Source organism: Comamonas sp. B21-038 (assembly GCF_022387135.1).
In the GTDB taxonomy this organism is placed as follows: domain Bacteria; phylum Pseudomonadota; class Gammaproteobacteria; order Burkholderiales; family Burkholderiaceae_C; genus Comamonas; species Comamonas sediminis.
Window position 1 is genome coordinate 3,043,083 of sequence record NZ_CP092462.1, and the last position, 26,243, is coordinate 3,069,325.

The following is a 26,243-nucleotide window of genomic DNA, read 5'->3' on the forward strand; positions in this document are numbered from 1 at the left end:
CTTCTCCTCAGGGTTGCAGCCCTCTGGCCGCCCCTTTTTCTACCCCTTCACACACACCACCTGCTTGAGCGTGTACACCACCTCCACCAGGTCGCTCTGCGCCGCCATCACCGCGTCGATGTCCTTGTAAGCCATGGGGATCTCATCGATCACCTCGGCGTCCTTGCGGCATTCCACCCCTTCGGTGGCGCGCTTCTGGTCCTCGACGGTGAACAGCTTCTTGGCCTTGGTCCGGCTCATCGTGCGACCAGCACCGTGGCTGCAGCTGTTGAAGCTCTCGGGGTTGCCCTTACCGCGCACGATAAAGCTCTTGGCCCCCATGCTTCCCGGGATGATCCCCAGCTCGCCCTGGCGTGCGCTCACAGCGCCCTTGCGGGTCACAAACACCTCCTGGCCAAAGTGCGTCTCGCGTTGCACATAGTTGTGGTGGCAGTTCACCGCCTCCAGGTGCGTCTCGAACGGTTTGGTGATCACCTTTTTCAGCGCGTGGATCACACGGACCATCATCACCTCGCGGTTGGCACGTGCAAACTTCTGCGCCCAACCCACCGCTTTGACATAGTCCCCGAAGTAGGCAGCGCCTTCTTCAAAATAGGCCAGGTCCTTATCGGGCAGGTTGCGCTGGTGCAGCTCGGCATCCTTCTTGGCCAGCTCGATGAAGTGGGTGCCAATGGCGTTCCCCACCCCGCGCGAGCCCGAGTGCAGCATGATCCACACCGCCTGGTTTTCGTCCAGGCAGACTTCGATGAAGTGGTTACCGGTTCCCAGGGTTCCCAGGTGCTTGTAGTTGTTGGTGTTCTTGATGCGTGGGTGCGCTTCGCAGATCTCCTCGAACTCCTTCACCAGGCCCATCCAGGCGGCATCGGTTTCCTCAGGCGGGGTCTCCCAGCTTCCCTTGTCGCGGCCATAGCGCTTGGGCGTCATGCCCACCGGCACAGCCCGCTCGATCGCAGCGCGGATCGGCGCCAGGTTGTCGGGCAGATCGCTGGCCGTCAATGTGGTCTTGCAGGCCATCATTCCGCAACCCAGGTCCACCCCCACCGCGGCCGGGATGATGGCCTTGAGCGTAGGCACCACCGAGCCGATGGTGGCACCGATCCCCAAGTGCACATCAGGCATCACCGCCACGTGCTTGAACACCACCGGCAGACGCGAGATATTGGCCAGCTGGTTCTGCGCTTCGGCCTCGACCGGCACGCCATTGGTCCACATCTTGATCGGCACGCCATTGGGTACTTGTCGTTGTTCGTAGGTCATGTTGTTCCCTGTTCTTTCTTCTGTGTCTGTGTGGGCTTGCGCAGTTGCGTCCTGGCCCCGTCCGGTGGGAAAGCAGGATCCTCGCCCTGCTTTCCCCGACTCACGCCACATGGCGCTTGCCATCTTATTTGCCAGAAGCGTGCCAACTCTGTTCCATTGCTGAAATTTTTCATCAAACCATTGAATTAAATGGAATTTTTTAAGATGTTCGCTCTCAACCTACAGTAACTATTTTTAGAAAAATAGCTACATAGCTAGAGATATTAGAATTAAAGCTAGTTCATTCCAACCGATCCTATGAAACCCATCACCGTCATCGGCTTTCTAGGCACCCAGCTCGACAGCGGGCGCGGCGCGGGCCGCTGGAGCAAATGGCGGCCCTCGGTCGCCATCACCCAGCATGAAGACATGGTGGTGGCCCGCATGGAGCTGCTCTACACGCGCTCGCATGTCGACCTGGCCCGGCTGGTGCAAAAGGACATTGCCGCCGTCAGCCCCGAGACCGAAGTGAACCTGGTGGAGCTGCCGATCCGCGACCCCTGGGACTTTGAAGAGGTCTACGGCGCGCTCTACGACTGGACCAGCAGCTACCCCTTCGACAGCGACCAAGCCCAGTACTGGCTCAACATCACCACGGGCACCCATGTGGCGCAGATCTGCCTGTTCCTGCTGGCGGAATCGCGCGCGATACCCGGCGTGATCCTGCAGGCCTCACCGCCCAAGCGACAGATCGATGGCGCGGCGGGCAACTATGCGCTGATCGATCTGGACCTGTCGCGCTACGACGCGCTGGCCACCCGCCATGCCCAGGCCCAGCAGGATGCAGTGGCCTTTCTCAAAAGCCATATCCCCACCCGCAACCCGCGCTTCAACCAGCTGATCGCCGAGATCGAACAAGTGGCAGGCCGCTCGCAGGCCCCTATGCTGCTGGTGGGCCCGACGGGCGCGGGCAAGTCCTTTCTGGCGCGCCGCATGTACGAGCTGAAAAAGGCCCGCCACCAGATTAGCGGCGCCTTTGTCGAGGTGAACTGCGCCACCTTGCGCGGCGACAGCGCCGCCAGCACCTTGTTCGGCCACAAGAAAGGGGCGTTCACCGGCGCCGCCACCGAGCGCGCCGGCCTGCTGCGCACCGCAGACCAGGGCCTGCTCTTCCTCGACGAAATCGGCGAGCTGGGGGCCGACGAGCAGGCCATGCTGCTGATGGCGATCGAGGAAAAGCGCTTCTACCCGATGGGCTCGGACAAGGAGGTGAGCAGCGACTTCCAGCTGATAGCCGGCACCAACCGCGACCTGCGCGTGGAGGTAGCAGCCGGCCGCTTTCGCGAAGACCTGTTCGCCCGCATCAACCTCTGGACCTACAACCTCCCCGGCCTGGCCCAGCGCAGCGAAGACATCGAGCCCAACATCGACCACCTGCTGGTGCAGCACGCCCAGCAAACCCACCGCACCGAGCGCTTCAACGCCGAGGCGCGCAAGCGCTACCTGCAGTTCGCCCAGAGCCCACAAGCCCTGTGGAGCGGCAACTTCCGCGATCTGCATGCGAGCGTGACGCGGCTGGCTACGCTGTCTACCAGTGGCCGCATCACCGAGGACCAGGTGGAGGCGGAGATTGGTCGGCTGCAATGGCTGTGGCAGCGGCCGGAGGCTGTGGATTCGTCTGCCGATGCTTCTGCTGACGTGGCGCTGGAGGCCTTGTTGCCTGGTGAGGCTATTGAGGCGATGGATTTGTTTGACCGGATGCAGTTGGCGTCGGTGGTGCGGGTGTGTCGTGCTTCTAGCAGTTTGTCGGAGGCGGGGAGGCAGCTGTTTCAGGCTTCGCGGGCGCAGCGGGCGGTGGTGAATGATGCGGATCGGTTGCGCAAGTATTTGCAGAAGTTTGGGTTGAGTTGGGATGTGGTTTGTTCTGCTCGTTGAGCTGGCTGCTCCGCTTTATTGACACCTTTTAGCGACTGCTGTTTGGTTGAGTTTTGCTGGACGGATTTCGCTCGGCGGGCGATTTCTGCGCTCTGCCTTGCTACTGGCCAAGTGCAGTTCTTGCTTATGCATATGCCTGCGGCGCTGCTTGGTTTTGCTGGCCGGATTTCGCCCGGCGGGCGAGGTACTTTTCTTGGCGACCAAGAAAAGTACCCAAAAGAAGGTCGCCCTGCTGCTTGCGACCCTTCGCGTTGCGAAGGGCAACCTGTGTCGTGGCGTTTGTGGGGTGTGCCGCGAAACTCTCTACGCGCCGTAGGCGCTCCGTTCGAACAGACGCGGCAAGCTAGTTCACGAAGCGCTGGCACTCTGCGGTGCCAGCGCCACCCCACAAACGCCACGCCCCAGGCGCATGCAAAAGGGGAATGCGAACAACCCAACAGCCAAATACCAGTAGGCCATCGCTGCGCTCGGCCAGTTTTGGGTGCCGAGCGCAGCGATGGCCCATGTCTGCTCAACCCCTTCTGAATGCGCCGAGGAGCACAGGGTATGGGCTGGGCAGTTGCACCGCAGAGTGCAACTGCTTCGTGAACTAACTCACCGCGTCTGTTTGAACGGAGCGCCTGTGGCGCGTAGTGAGTTTCGCGGTGCAGCCCATACCCGAGCACCGCAGGTTGCCCGCAGCGAAGCGAAGGGACGCAGTCAGCAGGGGCAGCCTTCTTTTGGGTACTTTTCTTGGCTGCGCAAGAAAAGTACCTCGCCCGCCGGGGCGAGACCCGGCCAACAAAACCAAGCAGCGCCGCAGACATACGCAAAAGCAAGAACTTCAGGTGCCGAGCGCAGCGATGGCCTGCGTCTGCGAATCTCCCCTTCTGCATGCGCCGAGGAGCACAGGGTATGGGCTGGGCAGTTGCACCGCAGAGTGCAACTGCTTCGTGAACTGATTCACCGCGTCTGTTTGAACGGAGCGCCTCTGGCGCGTAGTGAGTTTCGCGGTGCAGCCCATATCCGAAGCACCACAGGTTGCCCGCAGCGCAGCGAAGGGACGCAGTCAGCGGGGCGGCCTTCTTTTGGGTACTTTTCTTCGGCCGGCGATCCGGGGCCGCGCAAGAAAAGTACCTCGCCCGCCGGGGCGAGACCCGGCCAGCAGCTGCTAGCTAAGCAAACAAACAAGCAAACAAACAAACAAGAAGATAAAAGCAAAACAAGAAAAACAAACAACATGGATTTCCCACAAATCCTAAAATCCCCACCTTCTCCGCGCACCAGCGGCCCGCAAAGCCACCCCAGCGCCACCCCAGGCATAACAGGCAAAAAACCCGTGTCCCCTTTTGAATCGATTGCCCGCCGCGAACGCGGGCTGCTGCAGCAACTCACTGCAGCCCAAATGACGATGATCGCCATTGGCGGCGCCATCGGCACCGGCCTCTTCATGGGCAGCGCATTTGCCATCGGCTTTGCCGGGCCCAGCGTGCTCATCAGCTACGCCATCGGGGCGCTCATCGGCCTGCTGCTGATGGGCTGCCTGGCCGAGATGACGGTCGCGCACCCCACCAGCGGATCGTTTGGCGCCTATGCCGAGCACTACCTCAGCCCGCTCGCCGGCTTTGTGGTGCGCTACGCCTACTGGGCGGCCGTGGTGCTGGCGGTGGGGATGGAAGTCACCGCGGTGGGCAAGTACATGAAGTACTGGTTCCCCGAGGTGGAGCAGTGGGTCTGGGTGGCCCTGTTCTCGGTCATTCTGGCCGCCGTCAATGCCACCAGCGTCAAGGCCTTTGGGCAGATGGAGTATGTGTTCTCCATGGTCAAGGTCGTGGCCATCGTCGCCTTTATCCTGATTGGCGCCTATGTGGTGTTCGGCTCGCAGCCCGAGGGGGTGGGTTTTTCCAATTACACCGCAGACCGGGGCTTTTTCCCCAACGGCTGGTGGGGCACCTGGGTGGGGGTGATCGTGGCCATCTTCAGCTACCTCAGCCTGGAGTCGATCGCGATTGCCGCCGGAGAGGCGCAGAACCCGCGCCAGGCGGTCACCTCGGCGTTCAAGACCACGGTGCTGCGCCTGGTGCTGTTCTACCTGCTGTCGCTGGCCTTGATGCTGGCCATCGTGCCCTGGAGCCATGCCAGCACCGACAAGAGCCCCTTCGTCAAGGTGATGGAGATCGTCGGCATTCCCGGCGCGGCCAGTGTGCTCAATTTTGTGGTGCTGGTCGCCAGCCTCTCGGCGATGAATGCGCAGCTCTATGTCACCTCGCGCATGATGTTCAGCCTCTCGCGTGGCGGCTATGCGCCGGCAGCGCTGGGCAAGGTCAACAGCCGGGGCGTGCCGATGGGTGCGATTGCCATCTCCTGCCTGGGCATGGCCGTGGCCATGGTGCTCAACGTGCTCAAGCCCGAGGAATCACTCACGCTGATGATGTCGATCTCGATGTTCGGCGCCATGTTTGCCTGGTTCATGGTGTTTGTCACCCATTTGTTCTTCCGCCGCCGCTGGCAGCGCGAGCATCCGGGCGAACGCCTGCAGTTCCGCATGTGGGGCTTTCCGGTGCTGACCCTGCTGGGCGCCGTGCTGATGCTGGCCGTCATCATCACCACCTATTTCACCGACGTGTTCCACATGACCACCCTGATCGGCGTGCCCATGCTGCTGGTGATGACCGCCGTCTACCTGATCTGGTACCGCAAGCGCTGATACATTGCACAGCTATGCCAAACACGCCTCACTCTGCGCCAAGCCTCTGGGACATCTCGCCGCCCGTCTATGTGGGCATGCCGGTGTTCCCCGGCGACACGCCCTACCAGCAGCAATGGGTGGCCAGCATCGGGCCGGGTTGCCCGGTCAATGTGGCCAGCATCACCAGCACACCGCATGCCGGCGCCCATGCCGATGCGCCGCTGCACTATGCGCCCGATGGCGCCACCATCGGCCAGGTCGATCTGGCGCCCTACCTGGGCCGCTGCCGTGTGGTCCATGCCATCGGCTGCGGCCCGCTGATCGAATGGCAGCACATCGAACATGCGATCAGCGACGACCTGCCCGAGCGCGTGCTGGTGCGCACCTACCAGCAGATGCCGCAGACCCAGTGGGATGCCGGCCTGACCGGCTACGCGGCCGAGACCGTCGAGCGCCTGGCCGCGCTGGGCGTGCGCCTGATAGGCATCGATACCGCCAGCATCGACCCGGCTGACAGCAAGGCCCTGCCCAGCCACCAGACCATTCGCCGCCACGACATGCGCGTGCTGGAGAACCTGGTGCTGGACGCCGTGCCCGAGGGCGACTACGAGCTGATCGCGCTGCCGCTCAAGCTTGTGCAGGCCGATGCATCGCCGGTGCGTGCCGTGCTGCGCGCGCTGCCCGGCACCTACAATCAGGCCACCGCCTGAACCCCCTCCTCCCTTGCGGCAGGCGCCTGGCCCACCAGCGCCTGCCCGCCACCATTGACAAAGAGACCTAGCCATGACCACCTTGGAAGCCTGCCGCGACGTTGACCAGCATGAGCCGCTGGCACCGTTGCGCCACCTGTTCGACCTGCCCGAAGGCGTGATCTACCTGGACGGCAACTCGCTGGGCGCGCTACCCAAGGCCACGGCGGCGCGCGTTGCCGATGTAGTGCAGCGTGAATGGGGCCAGGGCCTCATCCGCAGCTGGAACGATGCCGGCTGGATCGACCTGCCCCAGCGCCTGGGCGACCAGTTTGCACCCTGGATTGGCGCCAAGCCCGGCGAGGTCGTGTTCACCGACACCACCTCGGTCAACCTCTACAAGGTGCTGAGCGCAGCCATCCGCCTGTCGCAGCAAGAGTTCTCCGACCCGGCACCGCGCACCAAGGTCATCAGCGAGCGCAGCAATTTCCCTACCGATCTGTACATCGCCGAATCGCTGTGCAAGCAGCACAACCTGGAGCTGGTGCTGATCGAGCCCGAGGAGCTGCCCGCCTGCCTGACCACCGATGTGGCCGTGCTGCTGCTCAGCCACGTGAACTACCGCACCGGCCACATGCACGACATGACCCAGGTCACGCGCGACGCGCATGCGCAGGGCGTGTTGACCGTCTGGGACCTGGCCCATGCCGCCGGCGCCGTGCCGGTGGACCTGAATGCCGCCAACGCCGACTACGCCGTGGGCTGCAGCTACAAGTACCTCAACGGCGGCCCTGGCGCCCCGGCCTTTGTCTGGGTGCATGCGCGCCATACCGACAAGTTCTGGCAGCCGCTGTCGGGCTGGTTCGGCCATGCCGAGCAGTTTGCCTTCAACAGCGACTACCAGCCTGCGCCCGGCATCCGCCGCTACATGTGCGGCACCCAGCCGATGATTGCGCTGTCTGCACTGCAGTGCGGGCTGGACATCTTCAGCGAAGCCGAAAAGTACGGCGGCATGGCGGCACTGCGCCGCAAGTCCATCGCGCTGACCGACCTGTTCATCGAGCTGGTCGAGACCCGCTGCGCCGGCTACGGCCTGGGCCTGGCCACGCCGCGTGATATCTTTGCGCGCGGCTCCCAGGTCTGCCTGACCCGCGACGACGGCGCGGGCGTGGACGGCCAGGGCAGCGGCGCCTACGCCATCGTGCAGGCGCTGATCGCCCGGGGCGTGATTGGCGACTTCCGCAAGGGCGATGGCGGCAATGGCCCGCACAAGGACATTCTGCGTTTTGGCTTCACCCCCCTCTACACCCGTTTTGAAGACGTGTGGAACGCGGTCGAGCACCTGCGCCAGGTACTGGAATCGGGCGAATGGCAGAAGCCCGAGTTCAACCGCATCAATGCGGTGACCTGATTGCACAGTCCGTCCAGCACCCGCTCCGCCATGTCCGAACGCATCGCCATTCTCGACTTTGAAACCACCGGCATGAGCCCGGCGCATGGCGCGCGGGCGGCCGAGGTGGGCATCGTCATGGTCGAGAACGGCCGCATCGTGGACCGCTACCAGAACCTGATGAATGCCGGCCAGCGCATGCCCGGCTTCATCACCCAGCTCACCGGCATCACCACCGCGATGCTGCAGGCGGCGGCGCCTGCAGAGCAGGTGATGCGCGAGGCGGCAGCATTTGTCGGCACGGCGCCGCTGGTGGCACACAACGCATCGTTTGACAGCAAGTTCTGGCTGGATGAGCTGGAACGCGCAGGCTGTGCGGCCAGCCCGGCCGCAGCGCCTGCCGGCAAGCTGTTTGCCTGCACCGTGTTGCTGTCGCGCCGCCTCTACCCCGAGGCACCCAGCCACTCGCTGGGCAAGATCGTGCGCCACCTGCAACTGCCGCCGGCCGACAAGGCCCACCGGGCACTGGCCGATGCCGAGATGACCGCCCACCTGCTGCTGCGCATGCAGGCCGATCTGCGCAGCCGCTGGCACATCCCCGAGCCCAGCCATGCGCTACTGAGCGAATTGCAGGTCTGCCAGCGCAAGCACCTGGGCCGCTGGCTCAGCAGCACCTCCGCGCGCCAGACCCAGCCGCAGCTGCCTGAGCTGGCCAACACGGTGATGCCTACGGCTGCGCCAGCAACACGCTGAGCAGCACATTCAGCGCCGCCATCAGCAGCACGGCCAGCCCGGTCACCAGCAGCACCCTGGACTGTACCCAGGCGCGCTCGGCCTGCGCAGCACCGGTGACCAGCTGGCAGGCCATCTCCACCTTGCCGGGGGAGGCCATCAGCAGCAGTGCCGCGCTGACATTGTGGACCGCCATAAACGGCAGCACCGCCACGCCCAGGGCCTGCGCAATCTCGGCCTGGGTGGCCGCAAACATCGCATTGGCGCCCGTGTTGGAGCCGGTCACAAAACCTCCCAGTGCGCCGACAAAAGGCGCAGCAAACACATAGGCACTGCCGCCCTGTGCCAACGCATGGGCCAGCTGCGCAGCCATGCCAGATACCGCCATCACAACACCCAGCACGATGAACAGCCCCGTGACCGGCGCCACCTGGCGCCAGGACTGCCAGACCCGCTGCAGGCTGCTGGCTGCGGGCAGGCCGCGCGCAAACCAGGCCGCCGCCACAAACAGCCACAGCGCAGGTGATGCCAGCAAATGCCAGGCACCCGCGCCCTGCAAGGTGCGCAGCACAGCGCCCGCCACCAGCACGCCCAGCAGCAGCAAGCCATAGGCGGCCAGCGCGCGCCAGCCCAAGGGGCCCAGCGGCGCAGCGGCCTCACTCGCAACAACGCCTGTGCCCCGCCGGCCCAGCCACAGCCAGAGCACCGTCATCAGCAAGGCGCCCAGCGCGCCAGCGGCCGAGGTGCCGGCCACCGCATTGCTCAGCCCAATGGCCAGCGCCAGCACCAGGCCCGACAGGGCACCCTGCAGCATGGCACCCGCACGCCGGCCCGGCGCACTGGCCAGCCCCGCTGCCGCCACACCGACAACCACCATCGGAATCACACTCACCATCGCCGATGCCACACCCAGCGCATCAAAGCCGATCCCGGCCATCGTGGCCGCAATCAAGGTGCCCGGGCCCATGGAGCCCCAGGGCACGGCGCAGAGGCCCAGCAAGCCAATCAGCGCCATCTTGCGCGCCGGCAAACCGCTGTGCGCCAGCAGCGGAATGCCGATGGTGATGCCAATGCCAAAGCCGGTCAGTGATTCGGCAAAGGGCGTGACCCCGTGCACCACCAGCAGCACAGCGCCCACGCCTTCGCCGGTGCGGCCCATCACCCATTGCGCCAGCGCCTTTTGTGCACCGGCAGCGCGCAGCACTTCGGACAGCAGCAGGCCGCCGCCCACGATCAGCAGCACCTCCACGAGGACCGGCATCCAGCTGGCCAGCGCCTGCTGCACCGCAGCTGCGCTGAGCGGAAAAGCCAGCAGGCAGCCGGCCAGTGCCAGCACCACACCGGTCAGCGCCGCATACAGCGAACGCAGCCCCAGCAACAGCCCCGCGATGACGGCCAGGACCGGGGACGCACTCAAGAACAGGTACATTGGGAGAGCGCTTGTTGAAATTGCATATAGGCAAATAATATTTCCTACACGAAATATAGTCAATCCATGTCGACTGAAAATTCCCCACCCAGCACCGATTCCGACCTGCAGTTCGGCCTGGCCGTGCGCGCCCGCCGCGCGCAGCTGGCCATCACCCTGGACCAATTGGCCCAGGCCAGCGGCGTCACGTCCGGAGCGCTGTCCAGGGTGGAACGGGGCCTGCTCAGCGTGAGTCTGCGCAATGCCATGGCGATTGCCCGCGGCCTGGGCTGCGAGCTGAGCGACCTGGTGCAAAGCCCTGCGCCCGCACAGATCACGCGGGCCGGCGCGCATGCGCGCTTTGTCCATGAGGACACCGGCATTGTGCGCCTGGCGTTGGCCCGCCCGCTGCCGGGGCTGGAGTTGCTGCACTACACCGTGCCGCCGGGCCAGGCCTCCAGCCACTTCGCGCCGCACCGGCCGGGCACGCGCGAGGTGTTCTATGTCGAAAGCGGCAGTCTGCGCGTCTTCACCGGGGCCGATTCCGTGCTGCTGCAAGCCGGCGACAGCGCCCAGCTGGCGATGGACACCGAGCACCACTTTGCCAACGAGGGCCGTGGCGTGGCGCATTTCATCCTGCTGGTGGCCGCGCCCACGCATGGGGGCTGATGGCCCCTTGCAGTGCCGTCATCACGAAGATGGCTGGAACAGCCGCTCGGCCACAAAGTCCACAAACACACGCAGGCGCGGCGACATCAACCGGCCCGAGGGCCAGAGGATGCTGAACTGGCCGGTATAGGTCAGACAGTCGTCCAGCACCGTCTGCAGGCTGCCATCGGCCAGCGCGTCGCGCGCCAGAAAATCGGGCATATAGGCAATGCCCAGGCCCCCGATCGCCGCACCGCGCAAGGCCTCCATGTTGTTGCAGGTCAGCGCTGGCGGGTGGGCGGCGGCATCCTGCGCGGCGTCGGCGCTATCGCCGCCCATCTGCCAGGGCTGCAGTTTGCCCGAGGTGGGAAAGCGAAAACGCAGGCAGTCATGCGCTGCCAGGTCTTCGGGCCGCTGGGGCCGACCGCGCTGTGCCAGATAGGCCGGGGATGCGCAGAGCACAAAGCGGAACAGGCCCAGACGCCGGGCGCTGAGGCTGGAGTCGGCCAGCACGCCGCTGCGGATCACCGCATCCAGGCGCGCCTCGACCACATCAACCAGCCGGTCGTTGAAGTCCAGGTCCAGCTCGATATCCGGGTAGTGCGCGCGGAAGGCTGGAATCACCGGCAGCAAGAAGCGGTAGCCAATGGTGGGCAGGCCAATGCGCAACAGACCCCGGGGACTGCTCTGCGTGCTTGACAGCAGCGCCTGCGCATCCTGCAGGTCATCCAGTATGCGGCGCCAGTGCGTGTACATCAGCTCGCCCTCATGCGACAGCGACACCCGCCGCGTGGTGCGCACCAGCAGCTGCGTGCCCAGTTGTGCCTCCAGCTTGGCCACGCTTTTGCCGACGGCCGATGCCGAGATGCCCAGGGCGCGGGCAGCGGCCACAAAACTGCGGCGCTCGGCCGCCTGTACAAAGGCGGCGATGTGGTTCAGGTTGTCCATCCGCGCATATTACGGAAATTTGGTTGTTAATCAAACAACGACTGGCCTGTTTATTAGCCATCCATTCCTCATTAAGCTCCACAGCGTGTTTTTGCAGGAGTTGGCTATGCGTCAAGTTTTACCCGCCGCCTGGCGCGGGCCCTGGATGGTTCTGGCATCCGTTTGTCTGGCAGCGCTGGTGCTGCCGCTGAGTTTTTCTGGCGGGGCCGTGGCCACGCCTGCGATTGGCCGCGCACTGGGCGGCAGCGCCACCAGCCTGGGCTGGATCACCAATGCCTTCATGCTGGGCTTTGGCAGCTGCCTGATGGCCGCCGGCGCGCTGGCTGACCAGTGGGGGCGCAAGCGGCTGTTTTTGCTGGGTCTGTCGACCTTTTGCCTCGCGGGCCTGGGGCTGGTGCTGGCACGCAGCGTGTGGCAGATTGACCTGCTGCGCGCGTTGCAAGGCGTGGCCGCTGCCGCTGCCCTGGCCGGTGGTACAGCCGCGCTGGCGCAGGAGTTTGCAGCGGCGCAGCGCGCCCAGGCCTTCAGCCTGCTGGGCACCACCTTTGGCACCGGCCTGGCCTTTGGCCCGCTGCTGACCGGCTGGTTGATGGAGCGCGCCGGCTGGCAGGCCGGTTTTGCACTCTGCACCGGCCTGGGGCTGCTGGCCTTGCTGGTGGGCATCGCCGCGATGCGCGAGTCGCGCGATCCGCAGGCCCAGGGCCTGGACTGGCCCGGTGCGCTGCTGTTCACCAGCGCGCTGGCCTTGCTGACCTTGACGATGGTGGAGGCGGCTGCTCGGGGCTGGCACAGCCCGCTTGTCATCGCATTGCTGCTGGCATCCGCTGCCGCGCTGCTGCTCTTCGTCGCCGTGGAGCGGCGGGTGGCGCGCCCGATGCTGGACCTGAGCCTGTTCCGCTACCCGCGCTTCGTCGGTGTGCAGGTGCTGCCGATCGCCACCTGCTACTGCTATGTGGTGCTGCTGGTGCTGCTGCCGCTGCAGCTGATCGGCATTGGCGGCTACAGCGAGGTGGCGGCCGGCTGGTGGATGCTGGCGCTGTCCGCGCCGATGCTGGTGGTACCACTGGCCGCAGCCTGGCTGACGCGCTGGTTCGGCCCCGGTCCCATTTCGGCAGCGGGCCTGCTGCTCGCCGCCGTCGGCCTGCTGTGGCTGGCGCAGATTCCCGTGGAGGCCGGTGGCATGGCGCGTGTGCTGCCGCTGTTGCTGATCGGCAGCGGCGCGGGCCTGCCCTGGGGCCTGATGGATGGGCTGTCGGTCAGCATGGTGCCCAAGGAGCGCGCGGGCATGGCCACCGGTATTTTCAGCACCGTGCGGGTGGCCGGTGAAGGCATTGCGCTGGCAATGGTGACCGCGCTGCTGGCCGGCTTTATCACCCCGCACCTGCCGGCATCTCTGGAGGTGGCCAGCCTGCAGACTGCCGCCCAGCAACTGGCGATGGGCGAGCTGCGCCAGGCGCTGGCCTTGCTGCCCGCCCAGCACTATGCGGCAGCTGCGCCTGGCTTGCAAAAGGCCTATGGCCAGGCCTTTGCACAGCTGCTGCAGGTGCTGGCGGCGATAGCCACGGTCTCGGCCCTGGTGGTGCTGGCCCTGCTGCGCCCTGCCCGTGGCGATGCACTGCTAGCAGCCGCTGCCACCCCTCAGTAGCTTTTGGCCGACAGGCTGGCCCAGAGATGGGCCGCCACCAGCGCCCGCCAGGGCGCGAACGCACCCAGCCACTGCTCGGCCTCGCGCTGCGAGACGCTGGGCACATCCAGCAAACGGGCCAGCGCATTGCGCACCGCCACATCGCCATGCAGGCTGCCGTCCAGCCAGCCAAAGCCGCGCAGCAGTGCGTAGTGCACCGTCCAGGGGCCAATGCCCTTGATGGCCAGCAGCGCATCCTCAATCGCCTGGGCGTCTTGCGCCTGCAAGGGCTGCGTGGCCCAGGCATCGAGCGGCAGGCTGCCGTCCAGCACGGCAGCGCAAACGCGCTCCAGCGTCGCGATCTTGCTGACCGAAAAGCCTGCGGCGCGCAGTTGCTCGGGCGTCAATGCCGCCAACGCAGCGGCATCAGGGTGGCAGAGCATGCCGCTGCTGTGCTGCAGCGCCGTGGCCGCAATCAGCCGCCGGCGCAGTGCAATGGCTGCCGCCACGCTGATCTGCTGGCCGGTGATCGCCCATACCAGGGCCTCGAACGGGCTGCTGCTGGCGGGCACACGCAGACCCATCTGGCTCAGCAGCAACGGGCCCAGCACCGGGTGCTTGCCATGCTGCAGCGCCAGCTGGTCCGCCCCCTCGCCCAGACCCAGCATGCGCGCCACCATCGCATCCAGTGCGGCTGGGCCGTCTCCGGTAGCGCCGGTGTCGGCCGGCCCATCGACCGCCAAGCTGGCAACGGCCTGGGTGGCGCCCTCCACCAGCTCCAGCTCCAGCAGCGCAGGCCGGCCTTGCCAGGTCAAGCCCTTGCTGACCCGCAGCCCCTCGACCTTCTCGGAAGCTTGCAGGGCATCCCGGGCATGCAGGGCCAGCATGTCCTGCGGGCGGTAGTTGGCAGGCAGGGCGACTTGGGTGCTCAGGACCAGGGGCATGGGAGGGCGTGCGGAAGGCGGCGGCGGGCGCGGTTCCCCACTATAGGGGATGGAGGGCGGGCGATGCAGTCACAGCTGTTTCCATGCGCTACGGCTATTCCGCGTCGTGGAACACGATGCCCAGCGTGTGGCGCTGCCCGCGCAGCACTGTGGACACCCCGTGCCGGTGCTGCACCCGGTAGCTGCCGCGCGTGCCCTGCACCGGCCGCTCGCGCACCGCGATGATGGCCGCATCGCCACGCTGCAGCGGCAGCACCTGCGCGCGCGACTGCATGCGCGGGCGTTGCTCGGTCAGCACCAGCTCGCCACCGTCAAAATCCTCGCCTGGCTGCGACAGCAGCACGATCACCTGCAGCGGAAACACCAGCGCGCCATACAGGTCCTGGTGCAGGCAGTTGTAATCCTCGGCGCCATAACGCAGCAGCAGCGGTGTGGGCCGACATTGGCCCGCTGCATGGCACTGGGCGAGCAAGGCCGCATGCTGCGCAGGCCAGGGCGGTGTGGCCGATGCGAGCTGCTGGCGCCAGTGCTCCGCCACGGGCTGCAGCCGCGCGTAGAGCGCCGTGCGCAAGGCCTGCAGCAGCGCTGGCAGCGGGTAGGCAAAGTACTGGTACTCACCTCTGCCAAAGGCATGGCGCTGCATCTGGATGCGGCTGCGAAAATGCGCCGCCTCGTCGTACATCGCGGCCATCTGCTGGCACTGCGCCGCATCCAGCAAACCCGGCAGCAGGCCCCAGCCTTGGCGGTCCAACTGGCGGCCCACCGCAGTCCAGTCATAGCGCTGCAGGACAGCCTCGGCCAGTACATCTGCGCCATCGGCACCGGCTGGTGCCGAGCCGGCCTGCAACAGCGGCGCAGGCCCCGCTTCATCCAGCGGCAACGCGGCCTGCGCGGCACAGGCCAGGCGCTTAACCATGGCGGGCCACCCGGGGGGCCTGGGGCGCCAGCTCGGCCTCGTGCTGCAGCAGCGCGCGCTTGCGCTCCACGCCCCAGCGGTAGCCGGAGATGCCGCCATCGTTGCGCACCACCCGGTGGCAGGGGATGGCAACGGCCAGCGCATTGGCCGCGCAGGCGCCAGCGACGGCGCGGCTGGCCTGGGGCATGCCCAGCTTGCGCGCCAGCTCGCTGTAGCTGACGGTGCTGCCCACCGGAATCAGCCGCAGCGCCTGCCAGACCTGCTGCTGAAAGGCAGTGCCGCGCACATCCAGCGGCAGTGCCAGGCCGCGCGTGGGCTCATCGACAAAGCCGATGACCTGCGCCATCCAGCGCTCAAAGTCGGCATCGCCACCGGCCAGCTGGGCCTTGGGAAAACGCTGCTGCAGGTCCTGCACCAGCGCATCGGCATCGTCGCCCAGCAAGATGGCGCAAATGCCCTGCGCAGTGGCAGCCACCAGAATCGGGCCCAGGCTGCATTCGGCCACGCCAAAGCGAATCTGCTGCGCCACGCCGCCGGTGCGGTACTGGCGCGGCGTCATGCCCAGCACCGCCTGGCTGTCGCGGTACAGCTGCGCGGTGCTGGCAAAGCCGGCATCAAAGATTGCATCGATGACGCGGGGCGCCTCCTGCGCATCGCCCAGCGCGGTTTGCAGGCGCTGCCGGCGCTGTGCCTTGGCATAGGCCTTGGGCGATACGCCGACCGCCGCCTTGAAGACACGCTGCAGATGGAAGGGGCTCATGCCGGCGCGCTCGGCCAGCTCGGCCAGGCTGGGCTCTTCTTCGGCGGTGGCGATCCAGCCGCAAAGCTCGGCCACCAGCGCGGCATGGCTGGGCTTGGCGGGGTTATCGGGCTGGCAGCGCTTGCAGGCGCGGTAGCCAGCGGCCTGGGCCTGCGCGGCGGTGTCGAAAAAGCGGACGTTCTCGGGCTTGGCCAGGCGCGAGCTGCACGAGGGCCGGCAAAAAATGCCGGTGCTGCGCACCGCATAGACAAAGCGGCCGTCGGCAGCGGCGTGGCGGCCCTGCACATCGGCCCAGCGCGGATCGGCCAGGGTTTGCTGCGCGCGGTTGGCGGCCAGCGCAGCGGCGTTGGACGTGCTGGCAGCCGATGTGGAACGTGGTGTGGATGGGGCAGACTGTTTCATGCGGATCACCTCAGTACAATCGATGCAGCCACTTTAGGCCTTGCGGCCCCGTTGCGCAGTGCCATTCTTGCGCTGCAATTGAAGCCGCTTCCACTGCCCCACACACCATGCGAGACACCAACAGCAAGCCCGAATCCATTGTGCATGAAGAGCGCGCCCAGCTCGATTTCAGCAAAGACATGAGCTATGGCGACTACCTGCACCTGGACGAGATCCTGAACGCCCAGCACCCGCTGTCGCCCGCGCACGACGAGATGCTGTTCATCGTGCAGCACCAGACCAGCGAGCTGTGGATGAAGCTGATGCTGCACGAGCTGCGCGCGGCCATGCAGGCGATTGCCAACCCCGAGGCCAACACCAAGCCCGAGGCCTTCAAGATGCTCGCGCGCGTCTCGCGCATCATGGAGCAGCTGGTCAATGCCTGGACCGTGCTGTCGACGATGACGCCGCCCGAGTACTCGGCGATGCGGCCCTACCTGGCCAACTCCAGCGGCTTTCAGAGCGCGCAGTACCGCTGCATCGAGTTCTCGCTGGGCAACAAGAATGCCGCCATGCTCAAGCCCCATGCCCACCGGGCCGACCTGCTGGCCCAGGTGCAGGCGGCTTACGAATCGCCGTCGCTGTACGACATTGCGTTGCAGCTGCTGGCCCGCGAAGGCATTGCCGTGCCGGCCGAGGCGCTGCAGCGCGACTGGACCCAGCCCTATGTGGAGAGCGAAGGCGTCAAACAGGCCTGGATCACCGTCTACCGCGATCCGCACCAGTACTGGGACCTGTACCAGCTCGGCGAGAAGCTGGCCGACATCGAGGATGCCTTCCGCCTCTGGCGCTTCCGCCACCTGACCACCGTCGAGCGCGTGATCGGCTTCAAGCGCGGCACCGGCGGCACCGGTGGCGTCAGCTACCTCAAGAAAATGCTCGATGTGGTGCTCTTCCCTGAGATCTGGACCCTGCGCACCAACCTCTAAGCACCTGTTCCAAACCACAGCAACCCGCCAAGGGGTTGCTCCAAGTGACAGCGCGCCGTGCAGAGGGGGCCAGAGTCCTCTATAGTGGCAAGCGCATGTAACAAGCCGCGCCCGCCCCTGCAGGCCGATCGCGCATACACCATGGGCCGGCCCCCCCTCAGGCCCTGGCTTGTTGCCCGCACTCTCAGCCATGCCGGTCCCACCTACACCCTCCCCCACCGGGCGCCCTGCGGCGCCCTCGTCCACGTTGCTCTGGGCCATGCTGCTGACCTTGCTGTCGGCCTTCTCGCTGAGCCAGGCCTTCCGCACGGTCACCTCCATCATTGCCGACGGGCTGCGCACCGATTTCGGGCTGTCTGCCGAGTCGCTGGGCGCGTTTGCCGGGCTGTTTGGCCTGTCGTTCGGGGTGACGCAGCTGTTCATGGGCGTGGGCATGGACCTGTATGGCCTGCGCAAGACCGTGCTGACGGCCTTTCCGCTGGCGATTGCCGGCTCGCTGATCTCGGCGCTGGCCCCCAGTTACCACGGCCTGATGCTGGGCCAGTTGCTGATCGGCATCGGCTGTTCGCCCGCCTTTCTGGCCTGCACCATGTTCATCGCGCGCCATTTCCCCAGCGACCGCTTTGCCTTCATGTCCGGCGTCGGCATGGGCGTCGGCGGTCTGGGCCTGCTCTTTACCGGCACGCCGCTGGCCTGGCTGGTGCAGCACTATGGCTGGCGCTGGGGCTTTGGCCTGCTGGCGGTGCTCTGCGCGCTGTCCTGGATCGCCATCTTTGTGCGCGTGCATGAGCCGCACCTGCCCAGCGATGACCTGCCCAAGCCCAGCTGGCTCACAGCCGTCAAGGGGTTTGGCGGCCTGCTGCTGGTGCCGCACACCTGGGCCATCGCCATCATGGGCATGGTCGGCTACGCCTCATTTCTGACGGTGCGGGGCCTCTGGCTCAGCCCGATGCTGATCGACCGCTATGGCTTCTCGCTGGTGGCGACCGGCAATGTGGCCCTGGTCGTCTCGATGATCTCGCTGTTCACGCCGTCGGTCTTTGGCCGGCTCGATCCGGGCCCAGCCCGCCGCCGGCGCCGCATCATCGCCGGTGCCGCAGTGATGGCCAGTACTTTCTGCGCGCTGGCCTTTGTCCACCATCCCGCAGCCACCGTGGCGCTGATCATGTTCATGGGGCTGGCCTCGGGCTACTCGGTGCTGCAGTACGCCGATGTGCGCTCCTCCTACCCCAAGGAAACCACGGGCCGCGCGCTGTCGGTCTACACGATGGCGATGTTCCTGGGCGTCGCGCTGATGCAGTGGCTCTCGGGCATCGTCGCGTCTTATGCGCAGCGGCATGGCGGCGAGATCTACCAGTATGTGATGCTGTTTGTCGCGGGCATGCTGCTGATCGGCTGCCTGGCCTTCCGTTTTCTGCCACAGTCGCCGCTGCTGGCCCCAAAGAGCCCCGCCAGCCCTTAACCAGCCAAGGGCTACAGCACCGAAGCCGAGGACCCATCGCCCCGGTACAGCCAGGGCACATCCATCAGCTTGGCGCCCAGCGCGCGCAATGCGGTATCGCGCCCCAATGCGACAAGGCCCCGCGCATGGAAAATCTCGCCATTGCGGATCGCACGCGCCTGCACCCGGGCATTGCGCTGCCAGCGGTTGAGCGCATAGCGCCGCAGGCGCAGCGGCATCTCCAGGTCGTGCATGGTCAACGCGCGCTGCAGCTCGGCGGCATCTTCAATCGCCATGCCGGCACCCTGGGCCAGGTAGGGCCGCATCGGGTGGGCGGCGTCGCCCAGCAATGCGACCAGGCCCTGCGCCATCTCATGGGGGCCGGTGACCGGTGCCCGGTCAGCCAGCGGCCATAGCCGCCAGGCAGCGCCTGCGGCATGCACGGCCTTCACCAGATTGAGCAGCTGGCGGTGGGCACCGGCCAGACAGCGCTGCAGATCGGCGCCATTGGCGGCATGGTCCCAGTGCTCCAGGTCATCGGGTGCCGGGCCTTCGACAATGAAGACCAGGTTCTGCAGCTCGCCACCGCGCACGGGGTACTGCACCGCATGGAAGCGCGGCCCCATCCAGGCAGTGACTACCTCGGTGCGCAAGGCCGCCGGCAGGTCTGCCTGGCGCACCAGTGCCCGGTAAGCCAGGTGGCCGGTCACGCGCGGTGGCGCATCATGGAGCAGGCGCAGCCGCGTGCGGCTCCAGATGCCGTCGGCACCCACCAGCGCATCGCCTTCGATCTGCTTGCCCTGCTTGGTGGTGATGGTGACGACCCGGCCATTGTCCTCATGGTAGTCCACCGCATGGTCCAGGTTGAGGTGCAGATCTGCATGGGGCTGCACCGCATCGAGCAGCAGCTGGTGCAGATCAGCCCGGTGAACGGTGGCATAGGCTGCGCCATAGCGCGCCACTGCCTGCGCGCCCAGATCCAGCCGGGCCAGCTCCTGCCCACTGATCGCATTGCGCGAGACCAAGGCCTGCGGAAACGCCGCCACCGCTTGCAGGGGCCGTTGCAGGCCCCAGGCCTGCAGGCGCCGCACCACATTGGGACCCAGCTGCACGCCGGCACCCACTTCGCTGAACTGCGCAGCGCGCTCAAACATCCGCACCTCGGTGCCCGCGCGGACAGCGGCCAGCGCAGCGGCCATGCCGCCAATGCCGCCGCCGGCGATCAAAATCTGTTCATGCATACCGCCATTGTGCCCAGATTGCAGGGGCCGGCTTGTGCGCTAGCGCAACAGCCCAGTGCCTGGCTGCAGCACCCGGCGATGGTGTGGCTCAAGCCGGACGGCAGCTGGGGAAGCTGTGCAGGCGCTCGAACTCGCCAATCGGCACCGGGCGGCCAAAGTGAAAGCCCTGGAAGCGCTTGCAGCCATTGCTGACGAGGAAATCCACCTGCTCGGAGTTCTCGACGCCTTCGGCCACCACTTCGAGCTCCAGGCTCTGGGCCAGCGCCAGAATGGTACGCACGATCACCGCGTCGCTGACATCGCTCAGCACATCGCTGACAAAGCTGCGGTCGATCTTCAGCTGGTCCAGCGGCAGGCGCTTGAGATAGGCCAAAGATGAGTAACCCACGCCAAAGTCATCGAGCGAGAAGCCCACGCCGTGCTCCTTGAGCTGGCGCATGCGGTTCACCGTTTCATTGACGTCGCCGAGCAGCAGGTTCTCGGTCAGCTCCAGCTTCAGCCGCCGGGCGTTGGCCCCCGTCTGCGCCACGATGCCCAGCACCTCGTCGACAAAACCCTGGTTGTGGAACTGCCGGGGACTCACATTGACCGACATCGTCAGCCCCTGTGTGGAGGCACTCGCGGCCCACAGCGCCAGTTGCTGGCAGGCGGTGCGCATCACGAAGTTGCCGAGCTCGACGATCAGGCCGGTCTGCTCGGCCAGGTCGATGAACTCGATCGGCATGACCAGACCACGCGCCGGGTGGCGCCAGCGCACAAGGGCTTCGGCGCCCACCAGGCTGCCGCTGCCGTTCATCACCGGCTGGTAGTACACCTGCAGCTCGCCGTCATGGATGGCCTGGCGCAGGTCATTTTCCAGATTGGCACGCGCATTGACAATGGCCTGCATCTGCGGGTCAAAGAAACGCTGGGTGTTGCGGCCGGCCGACTTGGCCTCGTACATGGCCAGGTCGGCGCGCTTGAGCAATTCCTGCACCGTCAGCGATTCATGGTCGCCAAACACGGTCACGCCAATGCTGGGCGTGCTGTGGTGGGACTGGCCATCCAGCGCAAACGGCTGTTTGAAGCGGGTGATCACATGTTCGACCACAGCGCGCACATGGGCCTCGGCCTGCGCGCGCTCGGCGCCCAGGTTCTCGACCAGCACCACGAACTCGTCGCCACCAAAGCGCGCGACCACATCGCCGCTGCGCACGCTGGCAATCAGGCGCTTGCCCACCTCGCACAGCAGCCGGTCACCCTTTTGGTGGCCCAGCGAATCGTTGAGGTCCTTGAAATTGTCCAGATCGATGAACAGCAGCGCTGCATAGGTGCCGCGCTGCTGGCAGGCAATGATGGACCATTCCAGCCGGTCCATCAGCATACGGCGGTTGGGCAGACCCGTGAGCACGTCGAAGAACTCAAGGCGCTCGATTTCCTTGCGGGCGCGGCTGCGTTCGGCCAGATCGCGCGAAATGCACAGCAGGCCGGTGACCTCGCCATTGGCAGCCCGGATGGCCGATTTGGTGATTTCGAAACGGCCCTGGTAGCCGTTGTCGGCAAACTGCAGGGTTTCCTCATAGACCACCGGGGTGTTCGCATTGCGCGCGCGCAGGTCCGTCTCCCAGTCCGATGGCATGCGCGCCTGCAGCCCCAGATCGGACGTGGTGCGGCCAATGATTTGCGCATGGGTCAGCCCCACCAGACGCTCGAAAGCCTGGTTGCAGTGCAGAAAGCGCCCATCCGCCCCCTTGAGCACGACCAGGTCGGGGATGGCACTGACCAGTGACACCAGCTGCGACTGCTGCTCCTGCACGCGGCCCACCATCAGCTTTTGCATCGACACATCGTGCGACAGCAGCATGAAGGCATGGGCATCGCGGCCTTGCGGGGCGACCAGAATATCGGTCTGGAAGTGGCGCAGACCCTGGGGCGTTTCAATGCTTTGCTCGAACGCGAGCGATTGGCCTGCGCGCAGGCGCGCAAGCCAGTCAGGTGCCTGGCCGCGCAGGCTGGGTGCCAGTGCCTCGGTCCAGGGCTGGTCCACCAGGCTGGGCACGCCCAGCCAGTCCAGCTGGGTGCGGTTGGCATGCACGATGGCGCCTGTGCCATCGACCCGCACCACGCCAATGGGGGCCTGCTCCAGCCATTCTTCGCCCTGCAGGCGTGCGGGATGGCTGGAAGCCCAGTCGACCAGGCTATGGCGCAACGACGCCATGATCAGCACCAGTGCCAGCACGGACAGCGCATAGCTCCAGGCCGCCTGCTCCACCAGCAGCGCCCAGCGGGTGCCGGCGCCCAGCAGCATGGCTATCGCGCCCACAGCCAGCGCTGCGGAGATTCTCAGCACCGTCCAGCGGCCGGACTGCCCCGCAAAATGGCGGCTCTGCATCGCAACCCAGGCACAGCAGACCAGCATGGCCAGCGGAACGAGGAAGCGGCGCACGCCTTCGAGGTCGACCAGCCCCTGCGCCACCACGGCCGCTCCAAGCGCCAGTGCCGCCAGCGCCGTCAGCACGGCGCGATGGCTTTGCAGTCGCAGCCAAGGGCTGGCGCCTGGCGCCGTGCCAGGACGGTGGCGCCGCGAAGATGAAGACAGTTCTATGGAGACTATCAATAGGCTTATTGATAGAAGAATATTGACTGCCAGCTCCAGCCACAGGGCTGGGAGGCTGCCAGGTTCCGACCAGCGCAGCGGCAGCGCCAGCACCACCGCAAAGCCGCCCAGCACCACGGCACTGCATACCCACAGCGGGCAGCCCAGGAAGGCACTGGCGGCCGAGCCCTGCAGCAGCAAGCGCCCGCCCCAGCCCAATGTGGCAAGTGCTGCCAGCAGCAGCAGCACCTGCACCCAGGTCTGCAGCGCCTGGACAAAGCCCACCCCCTGCGCATCCGTGGCCACCAATCCGGCCAACACCACGCCACCTGCCAGCAGGCACCAGACGATCCGGGTGTGGATCTCATGGATGCGCCGGCCAAGCGACAACGGTGTGTAAGGGAGGGCCATATGGGGCTAAATGTAATAAAAAGTAAACCAACGTCCATCTATTTGACCAGTAACGGTCAACAAATGCAAACGGGCCTCGTATCAACAAGGCCCGTTTCGGTCGCATGTAGGTCAACTCTTACAGAAGCTGGCGCAAAACGAAGGGCAGTATACCGCCATCCCTGTAGTAAGCGACCTCGATAGGCGTGTCAATACGCAACACCAGTTCCGCCTCGGTAACGCTTCCATCGGCACGCTGGATCACCAGCTTGGCCTTGCTGCGCGGTGCCAGCGACGGATGCGGCACGATGTCGATCAACTCATCGCCGCGCAGCTTCAATGTCTCCCAGCTTTCGCCCTGCTTGAACTGCAGCGGCAGCACCCCCATGCCCACCAGGTTGGCGCGGTGGATACGCTCAAAACTACGGGCCACGACGGCCTTGATACCCAGCAACTGGGTGCCTTTAGCCGCCCAATCGCGGCTGGAGCCGGTGCCATATTCTTCGCCGGCGAACACCACGGTCGGTGTACCCGCTGCCATGTAACGCATGGCGGCATCGTAAATCGACAGCTGGGCGCCCTGCTCCTCGCCCGGGTTCTGGTACAGCGTCAGGCCACCCTCTTCCCGGGAGCCATCCGGCTTTGCGGCCAGCATCAGGTTCTTGATGCGGACGTTCGCAAACGTGCCCCGCATCATCACCTCATGGTTGCCACGGCGCGAGCCATAGCTGTTGAAGTCGCTCTTCTTGACGCCATGGGCCAGCAGCCACTGGCCCGCTGGCGAGGTTTCCTTGATCGACCCGGCCGGCGAGATATGGTCCGTGGTGATCGAATCGCCAAATAAGGCCATCACTCTTGCCTTGCGGACCGCGTTGTCCCGCAGCTCCGCATCCGGCTCGGGGGCGGCGAGCGAAAAATCCTTGAAGAACGGTGGCTCGGCGATATACGTACTCTCCGGCCAGGTATAGGTCGCACCGGTTACCCCCTGGATCTTTTCCCAGAGCTTGCCCGGCTCGCTGCTGACCTTCTCGTAGTTGGCTCGGAAGGCCTTGCCGTTCATCGCGAACTTCATCAGGGCCTGCACCTCGTCTGTCGACGGCCAGATATCGCCCAGATAGACATCGCGGCCGTTCTTGCCCTGGCCGACAGGCTCGGTCATCAGATCCTTGCGTACATTGCCGGCAATGGCATAGGCAACGACCAGCGGCGGGCTGGCCAGGAAGTTGGCGCGGATATTGGGATGGATGCGCGCCTCGAAATTGCGGTTACCGGACAGCACGGCCGCACAGACCAGGTCCTCGCGCTGGATGGCGCTGTTGAATTCCGGCAGCAGATCTCCGGCGTTGCCGATGCAGGTGGTGCAGCCATAACCGGCAATGCTGAAGCCCAATTGCTCCAGGTACGGCAGCAGGCCAGATTCCGTCAGATACAGCGTGACCAGGCGCGATCCCGGGGCCAGCGAGGTCTTGATATGCGACTGCACGCGCAGGCCTGCCTTGACCGCTTTCTTGGCCAGCAGGCCTGCGGCCAGCATCACGCTGGGGTTGGAGGTATTGGTGCAGCTGGTGATGGCGGCGATCAGCACATCCCCATTGTGCAGATCGACATCGCGGCCCTCGATGCGCTCGGCATGGGCATCGGCGGTCTGCACGCGCGCCTCTTCGTCAACGACTGCCGGCTTGTTCTCCACCATTTCCAGCGCATGCCGTGGCGAGCCTGCGGGCAAGGGCTGTGTCGCGGGCGCAGCGGTCTCGCCGGTGCCGTTGATATGCACCTTCACCGGTCTGTCGAGCTGCTGGGCCGGCAGGTTGAAACCGTTCTGGGTGACCGGCGCGCTGAACAGCGCATCGAAGGTGCTGGCCACATGGCCAATCTCGATACGGTCCTGGGGGCGCTTGGGCCCTGCCAGGCTGGGCGCGACGCTGCCCAGGTCCAGCCGCACGACCTGGGAATAGTCGATGTCACCGGCCCGGGGAACGCCAAACAGGCCCTGGGCCTTGAAGTAAGCCTCGAACGCGGCAATCTCTGCCTTGCTGCGGCCCGTTCCCTGGAAGTAGTCGATGGTCTTGTCGTCGACGGGGAAAAAACCCATCGTCGCGCCATACTCCGGGGCCATATTGCCGATAGTGGCGCGGTCCGGAACCGAGAGGCTGCGGGTGCCTTCGCCAAAGAACTCGACAAACTTGCCCACCACCTTCTCGCGGCGCAGCATCTCGGTGACCGTGAGGACCAGGTCGGTCGCGGTCACGCCTTCACGCAGCGTCCCAGAGAGCTCGAAACCGACGACATCGGGCGTCAGAAAGTACACAGGCTGGCCCAGCATCGCCGCCTCCGCCTCGATACCGCCAACACCCCAGGCGACCACGCCGACGCCATTGATCATCGTCGTGTGGCTGTCGGTGCCGACCAGTGAATCGGGGTAGTAAACATCGCGCTGGTCCTTGTGGACGCCCCGCGCCAGGTATTCCAGGTTGACCTGGTGGACGATGCCAAAGCCGGGTGGCACCACGCCAAAGGTGTCAAAAGCCTGCATGCCCCATTTCATGAACTGGTAGCGCTCGTTGTTGCGCTCGAACTCCAGTTTCATGTTCAGGTCCAGCGCATTCTTGCTGCCGTAATAGTCGACCATGATCGAGTGGTCCACCACCAGGTCGACGGGCACCAGCGGCTCGATGGCGCTGGCATTCTTGCCCATGCGCTCGGCCGTGCTGCGCATCGCTGCCAGGTCGGCCAGCAGCGGCACGCCAGTGAAATCCTGCAGCACCACGCGCGCGACGACAAAGGGAATCTCTTCGGTGCGCTCCGACTGGGGCTTCCAGTTGGCCAGTTGCTCGACATGCTCGGGCAGGACGCGCTGGCCATCGCAATTGCGCAGAACCGACTCCAGCACGATGCGCAGGGACATCGGCAGGCGCTGGACATTGGGGAACTGTTTGCTCAGCTCCGGCAGCGAATAGAACTTGGCCTTGCTGGGCTTGCCGGACTTCTTGGACGAGGCGATCGAGAAGGATTTGAAGGTCGAGGCGAACGCATGCTGCGCTGGCTCATGAACACCTGATTTCATCGTGGCTCCTGATTGGCGGGGTATTAGACTGAACGCTGCGAACAGTCTACTCCTGGGTCAGGTCCTACATATGTCATCCAATCGCTAAGCCCTGCGATCGTGTGTGCGATCCGGGTTGCGCGGCCGTTTCCCATTAATCTCCGCGCCGCATGCGGACCGATGCATGGGAACCGGCAGCTGCCAATTCGCTGCCAAGGCTGCACACGGAATCTACAAAATCGTTCGGAAAATTTATAAGCCTATAGATTAACAAATACAATTATA

General features: G+C 65.4%; 18 protein-coding genes. 9 read left to right on the forward strand and 9 right to left on the reverse strand.

Annotated features, from left to right (window positions below):
* Nucleotides 1–39: 39 nt before the first annotated feature.
* Nucleotides 40–1,257, reverse strand: a complete 1,218-nt coding sequence (locus MJ205_RS14090) for an RtcB family protein (protein WP_239809043.1) — start codon at nucleotides 1,255–1,257, stop codon at nucleotides 40–42.
* Between the two features lie 297 nt (nucleotides 1,258–1,554).
* Here MJ205_RS14090 and rtcR point away from each other — a divergent pair, with 297 nt between their 5' ends.
* From rtcR to MJ205_RS14115, 5 genes are all read left to right on the forward strand, one after another.
* Complete coding sequence (gene rtcR, locus MJ205_RS14095; RefSeq protein WP_239809044.1) at nucleotides 1,555–3,171, forward strand: RNA repair transcriptional activator RtcR; 1,617 nt, start codon at nucleotides 1,555–1,557, stop codon at nucleotides 3,169–3,171.
* 1,318 nt (nucleotides 3,172–4,489) lie between these two features.
* Nucleotides 4,490–5,857 carry an amino acid permease gene (locus MJ205_RS14100; RefSeq protein WP_239809045.1) on the forward strand — a complete coding sequence of 456 codons (1,368 nt, stop codon included), beginning with the start codon at nucleotides 4,490–4,492 and terminating at the stop codon, nucleotides 5,855–5,857.
* 14 nt (nucleotides 5,858–5,871) lie between these two features.
* A complete protein-coding gene (gene kynB / locus MJ205_RS14105; protein ID WP_239809046.1) occupies nucleotides 5,872–6,549 on the forward strand; it encodes an arylformamidase in 678 nt (225 codons plus the stop codon).
* Nucleotides 6,550–6,622: 73 nt separating this feature from the next.
* Entirely contained in the window at nucleotides 6,623–7,939 is a 1,317-nt protein-coding gene (gene kynU, locus MJ205_RS14110; protein ID WP_239809047.1) for a kynureninase, read from the forward strand.
* 30 nt (nucleotides 7,940–7,969) lie between these two features.
* On the forward strand, nucleotides 7,970–8,671 hold the full coding sequence (locus tag MJ205_RS14115; protein ID WP_239809048.1) for a 3'-5' exonuclease: 702 nt from the start codon (nucleotides 7,970–7,972) through the stop codon (nucleotides 8,669–8,671).
* Here the strand turns inward: MJ205_RS14115 and MJ205_RS14120 are convergent.
* Complete coding sequence (locus MJ205_RS14120; RefSeq protein WP_239809049.1) at nucleotides 8,646–10,079, reverse strand: L-lactate permease; 1,434 nt, start codon at nucleotides 10,077–10,079, stop codon at nucleotides 8,646–8,648. The two genes, MJ205_RS14115 and MJ205_RS14120, sit on opposite strands and share 26 nt — an antisense overlap.
* A gap of 66 nt (nucleotides 10,080–10,145) precedes the next feature.
* Here MJ205_RS14120 and MJ205_RS14125 point away from each other — a divergent pair, with 66 nt between their 5' ends.
* Complete coding sequence (locus tag MJ205_RS14125; RefSeq protein WP_239809050.1) at nucleotides 10,146–10,727, forward strand: helix-turn-helix domain-containing protein; 582 nt, start codon at nucleotides 10,146–10,148, stop codon at nucleotides 10,725–10,727.
* Nucleotides 10,728–10,748: 21 nt separating this feature from the next.
* Here MJ205_RS14125 and MJ205_RS14130 read toward each other — a convergent pair whose 3' ends face one another.
* Entirely contained in the window at nucleotides 10,749–11,654 is a 906-nt protein-coding gene (locus MJ205_RS14130; RefSeq protein WP_239809051.1) for a LysR family transcriptional regulator, read from the reverse strand.
* Nucleotides 11,655–11,760: 106 nt separating this feature from the next.
* On the opposite strand from MJ205_RS14130, the gene MJ205_RS14135 reads away from it, so the two are divergent.
* Entirely contained in the window at nucleotides 11,761–13,299 is a 1,539-nt protein-coding gene (locus tag MJ205_RS14135) for an MFS transporter (RefSeq protein WP_239809052.1), read from the forward strand.
* Here MJ205_RS14135 and MJ205_RS14140 read toward each other — a convergent pair.
* From MJ205_RS14140 to ada, 3 genes are all read right to left on the reverse strand, one after another.
* On the reverse strand, nucleotides 13,293–14,222 hold the full coding sequence (locus MJ205_RS14140; RefSeq protein ID WP_239809053.1) for a DNA-3-methyladenine glycosylase 2: 930 nt from the start codon (nucleotides 14,220–14,222) through the stop codon (nucleotides 13,293–13,295). The two genes, MJ205_RS14135 and MJ205_RS14140, sit on opposite strands and share 7 nt — an antisense overlap.
* A gap of 94 nt (nucleotides 14,223–14,316) precedes the next feature.
* Nucleotides 14,317–15,138 (reverse strand): 2OG-Fe(II) oxygenase, encoded by an 822-nt coding sequence (locus tag MJ205_RS14145; RefSeq protein ID WP_239809054.1) that lies wholly within the window; start codon nucleotides 15,136–15,138, stop codon nucleotides 14,317–14,319.
* Nucleotides 15,131–16,300, reverse strand: coding sequence for a bifunctional DNA-binding transcriptional regulator/O6-methylguanine-DNA methyltransferase Ada (gene ada, locus MJ205_RS14150; RefSeq protein ID WP_239809055.1), 1,170 nt, complete (start codon nucleotides 16,298–16,300; stop codon nucleotides 15,131–15,133). Before ada ends, MJ205_RS14145 begins: the two co-directional genes overlap by 8 nt.
* Nucleotides 16,301–16,407: 107 nt before the next feature.
* On the opposite strand from ada, the gene kynA reads away from it, so the two are divergent.
* Together kynA and MJ205_RS14160 are read left to right on the forward strand one after the other, a co-directional pair.
* On the forward strand, nucleotides 16,408–17,268 hold the full coding sequence (gene kynA, locus MJ205_RS14155; protein ID WP_239809056.1) for a tryptophan 2,3-dioxygenase: 861 nt from the start codon (nucleotides 16,408–16,410) through the stop codon (nucleotides 17,266–17,268).
* Nucleotides 17,269–17,458: 190 nt separating this feature from the next.
* Nucleotides 17,459–18,730: an MFS transporter gene (locus MJ205_RS14160; protein WP_239809057.1), complete on the forward strand. Its 1,272-nt coding sequence runs from the start codon at nucleotides 17,459–17,461 to the stop codon at nucleotides 18,728–18,730.
* Between the two features lie 11 nt (nucleotides 18,731–18,741).
* Here MJ205_RS14160 and MJ205_RS14165 read toward each other — a convergent pair whose 3' ends face one another.
* The 3 genes from MJ205_RS14165 to MJ205_RS14175 all read right to left on the reverse strand — a co-directional run bounded on the left by MJ205_RS14165 (nucleotide 18,742) and on the right by MJ205_RS14175 (nucleotide 25,979).
* Nucleotides 18,742–19,950, reverse strand: coding sequence for an FAD-dependent monooxygenase (locus MJ205_RS14165; protein ID WP_239809058.1), 1,209 nt, complete (start codon nucleotides 19,948–19,950; stop codon nucleotides 18,742–18,744).
* Between the two features lie 88 nt (nucleotides 19,951–20,038).
* Nucleotides 20,039–22,936: a putative bifunctional diguanylate cyclase/phosphodiesterase gene (locus tag MJ205_RS14170; protein WP_239809059.1), complete on the reverse strand. Its 2,898-nt coding sequence runs from the start codon at nucleotides 22,934–22,936 to the stop codon at nucleotides 20,039–20,041.
* Between the two features lie 118 nt (nucleotides 22,937–23,054).
* Nucleotides 23,055–25,979 carry an aconitate hydratase gene (locus tag MJ205_RS14175; RefSeq protein ID WP_239809060.1) on the reverse strand — a complete coding sequence of 975 codons (2,925 nt, stop codon included), beginning with the start codon at nucleotides 25,977–25,979 and terminating at the stop codon, nucleotides 23,055–23,057.
* Nucleotides 25,980–26,243 lie beyond the last annotated feature (264 nt).